8 protein-coding genes are annotated in these 7,049 nt (G+C 70.3%); 4 read left to right on the top strand and 4 right to left on the bottom strand.

Features of this window, described 5'->3' with window-relative positions; translation table 11 throughout:
* Nucleotides 1-656: 656 nt before the first annotated feature.
* Genes accB through aat form a run of 3 tightly spaced genes read left to right on the top strand, consistent with a single transcriptional unit; the run spans nucleotide 657 to nucleotide 3,187 of the window.
* Complete coding sequence (gene accB / locus ACLFOB_RS13485) at nucleotides 657-1,157, top strand: acetyl-CoA carboxylase biotin carboxyl carrier protein (protein WP_410926414.1); 501 nt, start codon at nucleotides 657-659, stop codon at nucleotides 1,155-1,157.
* Nucleotides 1,158-1,167: 10 nt separating this feature from the next.
* The gene (accC, locus tag ACLFOB_RS13480; protein ID WP_410926413.1) at nucleotides 1,168-2,517 is read left to right on the top strand and encodes an acetyl-CoA carboxylase biotin carboxylase subunit; all 1,350 of its coding nucleotides are present in this window, start codon (nucleotides 1,168-1,170) and stop codon (nucleotides 2,515-2,517) included.
* Nucleotides 2,518-2,527: 10 nt separating this feature from the next.
* Nucleotides 2,528-3,187 (top strand): leucyl/phenylalanyl-tRNA--protein transferase, encoded by a 660-nt coding sequence (gene aat / locus ACLFOB_RS13475; RefSeq protein ID WP_410917496.1) that lies wholly within the window; start codon nucleotides 2,528-2,530, stop codon nucleotides 3,185-3,187.
* Here aat and ACLFOB_RS13470 read toward each other — a convergent pair.
* The 3 genes from ACLFOB_RS13470 to ACLFOB_RS13460 are packed head-to-tail and all read right to left on the bottom strand — an operon-like array spanning nucleotide 3,151 to nucleotide 4,353.
* On the bottom strand, nucleotides 3,151-3,516 hold the full coding sequence (locus ACLFOB_RS13470; RefSeq protein ID WP_410926412.1) for a DUF2155 domain-containing protein: 366 nt from the start codon (nucleotides 3,514-3,516) through the stop codon (nucleotides 3,151-3,153). The two genes, aat and ACLFOB_RS13470, sit on opposite strands and share 37 nt — an antisense overlap.
* Entirely contained in the window at nucleotides 3,513-3,962 is a 450-nt protein-coding gene (gene mlaD / locus ACLFOB_RS13465) for an outer membrane lipid asymmetry maintenance protein MlaD (RefSeq protein WP_410926411.1), read from the bottom strand. The genes ACLFOB_RS13470 and mlaD overlap by 4 nt, the downstream gene beginning before the upstream one ends.
* Before the next feature lie 7 nt (nucleotides 3,963-3,969).
* Nucleotides 3,970-4,353, bottom strand: coding sequence for an NADH:ubiquinone oxidoreductase subunit NDUFA12 (locus tag ACLFOB_RS13460; protein ID WP_410926410.1), 384 nt, complete (start codon nucleotides 4,351-4,353; stop codon nucleotides 3,970-3,972).
* Between the two features lie 166 nt (nucleotides 4,354-4,519).
* On the opposite strand from ACLFOB_RS13460, the gene ACLFOB_RS13455 reads away from it, so the two are divergent.
* On the top strand, nucleotides 4,520-6,274 hold the full coding sequence (locus ACLFOB_RS13455) for an FkbM family methyltransferase (RefSeq protein ID WP_410926409.1): 1,755 nt from the start codon (nucleotides 4,520-4,522) through the stop codon (nucleotides 6,272-6,274).
* A 56-nt stretch (nucleotides 6,275-6,330) separates the two neighbouring features.
* Here the strand turns inward: ACLFOB_RS13455 and clpX are convergent.
* Nucleotides 6,331-7,049 (bottom strand): ATP-dependent Clp protease ATP-binding subunit ClpX (gene clpX / locus ACLFOB_RS13450; protein ID WP_410926408.1); only part of this gene is annotated, 719 nt, incomplete at its 5' end.

Below are 7,049 nucleotides of genomic sequence, written 5' to 3'. Positions count from 1 at the left end.
CCCCGCCGTCGTCGACGACCTGGTCCAGAACAGGATGAACAGGGTGACCGCGTGAGCCGCACCCGTTAACGGTTTCGCAAGAGATGTGGGCGAGGATCGACAGGCGCGGCGGCGCCTGATGCGACGGACACCGCGCCATGAGCGTCCATGCCTTCCCGCCTGCCGGCGCGACGGCGCCAGCCGGGCTGTCCGTGCCCGCGCCGGTGCCCGCGCGCCGGTGCTCCTTTTGGCAGAGGTCGGTGCGTTTGCCCTGACCCACGACCTCTTGGGCGGGTCGCCGGCTGCGCGACCACTGCGCGCCCCCCGCGCCGATCCGTCTCGCCGCGCTCCTGCGCGCGCAGCAGCCCGCTGCCCCCGAGGCTTCTTCCGGCACCCATGCGGAAGCAGCGCGCTGGCGGCAATCGCCAGCCCGATACAGCCCGGTCGTCGACCCCTGCCCTGCTGGCATCTTCTTCGCCTGGCCCGGATCGCGGACCGGGCGACGCCACTCCGGGCGGAGGAGCGTGGGCATCGCGCCAAGCCGCCGCGGAAACCGGCGACACCTTCACCGCAAGGCCACGTCACGACCCCGCTTTCCTCACCCGGAGCCTTCGCCTATAGAGGGTCCGATCCGGGGCCAGGCGGGCCCCGGCGCCCGGCAACGGCTCGAGGATCCGATGACGACGACCCCGCATGACGACGACGTGGCCTTCATCCGCGCGCTGGCGGAGATCCTGCGCGAGAGCGACCTGACCGAACTGACGGTGGAGCGGCGGCGGGGGGAGGATGACCGGCTCGACGTCACGCTGAGCCGCGCGGCGCGCGGCGCCGCCCCCGCGCCGCAGGCTCTGCCACCCGCCGCCGCCACGCCGCCGGCCGAGACCGGCCTTGCAGAGACCGCGCGCGCCGAGACCCCCGCACCCGCCGAGGATCCTGCCGCCCATCCGGGCGCGGTGACCTCGCCCATGGTGGGCACGGTCTATCTGCAGCCCGAGCCGGGGGCCTCGCCCTTCGTCAGCGTCGGCGCGCAGGTCGCAGAGGGCGACACGCTGCTCATCGTGGAGGCGATGAAGACGATGAACCACATCCCCGCGCCCCGCACCGGCACGATCCGGCGCATCCTGGTCGAGGACGGCGCGGCGGTGGAATACGGCGCCCCCCTCGTCATCATCGAGTGAGGGGCGCGCGATGCTCAACAAGATCCTGATCGCCAACCGCGGCGAGATCGCCCTGCGCGTGGTGCGCGCCTGCCGCGAGATGGGCATCGCCAGCGTGGCCGTGCATTCCACCGCGGATGCGGACGCGATGCACGTCCGCATGGCCGACGAGAGCGTCTGCATCGGCCCGCCCTCGGCGGCGCTCAGCTATCTTTCCATGCCCGCCATCATCTCGGCCTGCGAGGTGACGGGGGCGCAGGCGATCCATCCGGGCTACGGCTTCCTTTCGGAGAACGCGCAGTTCGTGCAGATCGTCGAGGATCACGGGCTGACCTTCATCGGTCCCTCGGCCGAGCACATCCGGGTCATGGGCGACAAGATCGCGGCCAAGGAGACGATGAAGCAATTGGGCGTGCCCTGCGTCCCGGGCTCCGACGGCGGAGTGGCGTCGCTGGACGAGGCGCTGCGGCTGGGGGCCGAGATCGGCTATCCGGTGATCGTGAAGGCCACCGCCGGCGGCGGCGGGCGCGGCATGAAGGTGGCGCGGGACGCGGCCCAGATGGAGCGCGCCTTCCTGACCGCGCGCGCCGAGGCCAAGGCCGCCTTCGGCAACGACGAGGTCTATCTGGAGAAATACCTGGAGCGGCCGCGGCACATCGAGATCCAGGTCTTCGGCGACGGCCGTGGGCAGGCAGTGCATCTGGCGGAGCGGGACTGTTCGCTGCAGCGCCGCCACCAGAAGGTGCTGGAGGAGGCGCCGGGCCCCTCGATCACGTCCGAGGAGCGCGCGCGCATCGGCGCGATCTGCGCGGAAGCAATGGCCGAGCTGGGCTATTCCGGCGCGGGCACCATCGAGTTCCTCTACGAGGACGGCGCGTTCTACTTCATCGAGATGAACACCCGGCTTCAGGTCGAGCACCCGGTGACCGAGGCGATCTTTGGCGTCGATCTGGTGCGCGAACAGATCCGCGTGGCGGGCGGCCAGCCGCTGTCCTTCACGCAGGACGATCTGGTGATCAACGGCCACGCCATCGAGGTGCGGATCAACGCCGAGCGGCTGCCGGATTTCGCGCCCTCGCCGGGCCGCATCACCCAGTATCATGCGCCGGGGGGCCTTGGTGTGCGGATCGATTCGGCGCTTTACGATGGCTATGTGATCCCGCCCTACTACGACAGCCTGATCGGCAAGCTGATCGTGCACGGCCGCGACCGGGACGAGGCGCTGGCGCGGCTCAACCGGGCGCTGGGCGAGCTGATCGTGGACGGGGTGGACACCACCATCCCGCTTTTTCGCGCGCTGCTGCAGGAGCCTGCCGTGCGCAGCGGCGCCTACACGATCCACTGGCTGGAGCAATGGCTCGAGCGGCAGGCAGCCGCCTGAGCGCGGGCCGATGGGCGCGGCGACGGAGGACGGCGAGGGACTGACACCCGCACTCGTGCTGCGCGCCTATGCCGTGGGCCTCTTTCCGATGGCGGAGCGGCGCGAGGACGAAGAGATCTTCTGGGTCGATCCGCGCAGGCGCGGGGTGATCCCGCTGGACGGACTACGCATCTCGCGCTCGCTGGCCAAGCGGCTGCGGCGCGATGATTACAGCGTGACGGTGGACGCCGATTTCGAGGGCGTGATCGACGCCTGCGCCGACCGCGACGAGACGTGGATCAACGCGGAAATCCGCCGCCTCTACACGGCGCTGCACCGCCTGGGCCACGCCCATTCGCTGGAGGTCTGGATGGACGGCGAGCTTGCGGGCGGCATCTATGGTGTCACGCTGGGTGCGGCCTTCTTCGGCGAAAGCATGTTCTCACTCCGCCGCGACGGCTCGAAGATCGCGCTGGCCTGGCTGGTGGACCGGCTGCGGCAGGCGGGCTTCGTGCTGTTCGACACGCAGTTCCTGACGCCGCACCTGGCCTCGCTGGGCGGGGTCGAGATCAGCCGGACGGAATATCACCGCAAGCTGGCCGAGGCGCTGGCGCGGCACGCCGATTTCACCGCGCCGCCCCTGCCCGCTTCGGGTCAGCTCGTGGTGCAGCGCAACACCCAGACGTCGTAGCGCGCGTGATCGAGCGGGTTGAGCGCGGGCGAGGACGCGATCATCCAGCCGCGGAACACCGGATCGGGGCGCCCCTCCTCGGCGATTTCGAGAAAGGCCCAGGCATCGCCGGCGGGGTTACCGGCGGGATAGCGACACTCGGTCAGCCGGATCTGAAGGCGGCCGAGCGACACGCGCGCGCCGTTCAACAGCCGCACATCCTCGACCTCGCCGTTGATCTTGTCGAGACCGCGCAGCACGGCGCCGGTGCCACGCTCCGCGGGCTCCTGCGCCGCGGCAGGCGACAGGGCCAGCAGGAGCGCCAGGGTCAGAGAAGCCGCACGCCTCACCCGTCCTCCTCGCCCGTGACGAAGCGGATCAGCAGCGAGATCAGGCTGACGGAGCCCTGCGTGTCGATGACCTCGTCGCCCGGCGCGAAGTAGAACATCGATCCGCCGGGCGAGATTTCGAGGTAGTTGCCGCCAAGCAGCCCCTCGGACGCGATCACCGCCGCGCTGTCGTCGGGGATGCGCACCCCCTGATCGACGGTGAAGGTGGTGTCCGCGCGATATGTCTCGGGGTTCAGGTCGATGTCCGTGACAGTGCCGATCTTGACGCCTGCGAGCCGCACGTCGGTGCCGACCGACACGCCCTCGATCGACCGGAAACTCGCGGTCAGGGGGTAGCCGCCGCGCTCTGCGCCAAAGCCCGTCACCTGGCCGGCATAGACCACGAAGCCGGCCGCGACGACGATCACCGCGGCGCCCAGCACGATCTCGCCCGCGCTGTGGCTCATCGCGCGCTCACTCCGGCGTCCAGGGTTCGTAGTCGCGCTGCGGGGCCGGATTCACGCGCCGGATCGACCCCGGCGGCGCATAGGCCAAGGGCGTGCCGGTCAGGTTTTCCTGATGCGGCTTTTCCCACGGCTTGTGTGCCATCGGGCGCTCTGTCGGCGGCTCGTCCCAGGTATGGTGCAGCCAGCCGTGCCAGTCGGGGCTCACGCGGCTGGCCTCGGCCTCGCCGTTGAAGATCACCCAGCGCTTCGTGTCGTCGCGGTTGCGGTAGAAGGCGTTGCCGGCCTCGTCCTCGCCCACCTTGACCCCGTTGCGCCAGGTGAAGATCTGCGTGCCGATGGTCTGCCCGTTCCACCAGGTCGCGACGCGGTTGAGAAAGCTCAAGATACCCATGCGGCCCTCCGGCTGACGCCCCTCATATGGACCAGCACCGGCGCAAGGTCCAGAGCGCGCGGCCGGTGTGGCACGGGCGGCGCGGCGTGTCACGGGTGATGCAGGACGCCCTGTGCCGGGGGCTGCGAAGCCGCTACGTTCGGGGCGGGGGATTGCGGAGACATGGATGCAGGAGCAGGCAATCGCGACGGAGTGCATGGGCCTCAAGGTGCCCGCCTCTCCCTTTCTCACCGAGACGCGGATTCGCCGCATCGCAGCGGCGCGCTACGAGGGGGAAGAGATTCGCGCAGCCCTCGCGCTGATCGGCCGCGGTGACCGGGTGCTGGAACTGGGGGCCGGCCTGGGCATCGTGGGGGCGCTGACCGCGCTGCGCGCGCAGCCAGAGGCGGTCCTGTCCTACGAGGCGAACCCGGCGCTCGTGCCGCATATCCAGGCGCTCTACCGTGCCAACGGCCTCACCGACCGCATCGCGGTGCGCAACGCGGTGCTCTGGGCCGGACCGGGGCGGCCTGAGACCGTTACCTTCAATGTCCACAACTCCTACCTCGGCTCGTCGCTTGCAGGCGGCGCGCGCACGCAGCCGGTGGAGGTGGCGACCGAGGACTTTGCGGCGGTGCGGGCCGCTTTCCGGCCCACCGTGCTGGTGGCGGATATCGAGGGGGCGGAACTGGAGCTTCTCGAACACGCGGACCTTACGGGCCTCCGCACGGTGGTGATCGAATTCCACCCGAAAATCTACGGGCCAGAGGGCATGAGGCGCGCCAAGGACATCCTGCGCGCCCAGGGCTTCGCGCGGCGGCACGATGTCTCGACCCGCATGGTGTGGGGCGCGGAACGCGATGCAGCACGGGCCACGGCCGAGCCGGTGGGCGACCCGCCGCACCCGGACGGAGGCTGGTCCACCTCGCTGCAGACGGTCACTGGCGCGCGCGTCTATCCGCCCACCGGCCAGGGCCTCGTCACGCCCGCGGGCGTGCGCGACGCCGAGGGGCGGCTCGTCCCCGAGGCGGCGCTCTGGCGCAACCGGCGGCTGCTGACCGCGCCGCCGCCCGTCGCTCCGCCGGCGGCGCGGCTCTCGGGACGCTGGCTCTGGGGCGGGGTCTTCATGCGGACCTTCTCGCATTTCGTGGCGGAATCCCCTGCCCGGCTCTGGGCGCTCGACGCGGAGACCGGCCCGCTCGACGGGCTGCTGTTCATCGACCGGCGCGGGCGCGACGCGCCGATGTCGGCGTTTCATCGGGACTTCTTCGCGCTGATGGGCATCGACCTGCCCGTGCGGCTGCAGGCCGATCCCGCGCAGGTGCAGGAGCTGATCGTGCCCGGCCAGGGCTTCGGGCTGGGCGCGATCACGGCCGGGACGGCCGCCTTTCGCGCCACGATGCAAGCCCGCTTCGCCCGCGACGTTGCCCCCGAAGGTCCGGAACGGCTCTACATCAGCCGCAGCGCGCTGGGGCCCGGTCGCGGCGGGTTGATCGGGGAGGATCGGCTGGAGGCGGAACTGGCCGCGCAGGGCTACGAGATCTTCCACCCCGAGCGGCACGATCTTGCCACGCAGGCCGCCCGCTACAAGGCCGCGCGGCAGGTGGTGGCGGCGGAGGGGTCCGCGCTGCACCTTTTCGCCTTCCTCGCACGACCCGAACAGCAGGTTGCCGTGATCGTGCGCCGCCGCTCGGGCGCGACCGACCAGATCGCGGCGCATATCGCTGCCTTCGCCGGGAGGCCGCCGTTGCTGATCGAGACACTCTCGCGCGTCTGGCGGGACCGACAGGTGAACCGCAAGCGGCTGGACCTTGGCGAGCTGGACCTGCCGCGCGCGGGCGCGGCGCTGGCCGAGGCCGGATTCATCGGCAATGGCGACTGGCCTGCGCTGTGTCCCGAGGACATCCCGGACGCGGTGCACGACACCCACATGCCGCGCTGAAAACGAAAGCGACCAGCACCTTGGGTGCGGGCCGCGCTTTTCGAAATCGAAACCTGTCAGCCGGCCGAGGCGGGCTCTTTCTTCTGGTCGGCGTAGATCATCAGCGGCTTGGCATCGCCGGTCACGACCTCGTCGTTGACCACGACCTCGGTCACGCTTTCCATGCCGGGCAGTTCGAACATCGTGTCGAGCAGGATGTCCTCGAGGATCGAGCGCAGGCCCCGCGCGCCGGTCTTGCGCTTGATCGCGCGGCGGGCGATGGCGCGCAGCGCCTCGTCGGTGAAGGTAAGGGTGACGTCCTCAAGCTCGAAAAGACGCTGATACTGCTTCACCAGCGCGTTCTTCGGCGCGGTCAGGATCTCGACCAGCGCATCCTCGTCCAGATCCTCGAGCGTGGCGATCACCGGCAGGCGGCCGACGAATTCGGGGATCAGACCGAACTTGAGCAGGTCCTCGGGCTCCAGATCGGTGAACACCTCACCCACGGTGCGATCCTCCTGCGAGCGGACGTCGGCACCGAAGCCCATCGCGCTGCCCTTGTGGCGCTGCGCGATGATCCGGTCGAGCCCGGCGAAGGCGCCACCGCAGATGAAGAGGATGTTCGTGGTGTCCACCTGCAGGAATTCCTGCTGCGGATGCTTGCGCCCGCCCTGCGGCGGCACGGAGGCTACCGTGCCCTCCATCAGCTTCAGCAACGCCTGCTGCACCCCCTCGCCCGAGACGTCGCGGGTGATCGAGGGGTTTTCCGACTTGCGGGTGATCTTGTCGACCTCGT

Origin of the sequence: Rhodosalinus sp. (genome assembly GCF_046542825.1) — a bacterium.
Lineage (GTDB): Bacteria > Pseudomonadota > Alphaproteobacteria > Rhodobacterales > Rhodobacteraceae > Rhodosalinus.
The sequence above is the reverse complement of the archived record's forward strand: the minus strand, read 5'-3'. Positions and strand labels throughout refer to the sequence as shown.

Coding starts and splice junctions, on each gene's coding strand:
- accB (WP_410926414.1), top strand. CDS start 657: ATGACGACGACCCCGCATGACGACGACGTGGCCTTCATCCGCGCGCTG.
- ACLFOB_RS13455 (WP_410926409.1), top strand. CDS start 4,520: ATGCAGGAGCAGGCAATCGCGACGGAGTGCATGGGCCTCAAGGTGCCC.
- accC (WP_410926413.1), top strand. CDS start 1,168: ATGCTCAACAAGATCCTGATCGCCAACCGCGGCGAGATCGCCCTGCGC.
- mlaD (WP_410926411.1), bottom strand. CDS start 3,962: ATGAGCCACAGCGCGGGCGAGATCGTGCTGGGCGCCGCGGTGATCGTC.
- ACLFOB_RS13460 (WP_410926410.1), bottom strand. CDS start 4,353: ATGGGTATCTTGAGCTTTCTCAACCGCGTCGCGACCTGGTGGAACGGG.
- aat (WP_410917496.1), top strand. CDS start 2,528: ATGGGCGCGGCGACGGAGGACGGCGAGGGACTGACACCCGCACTCGTG.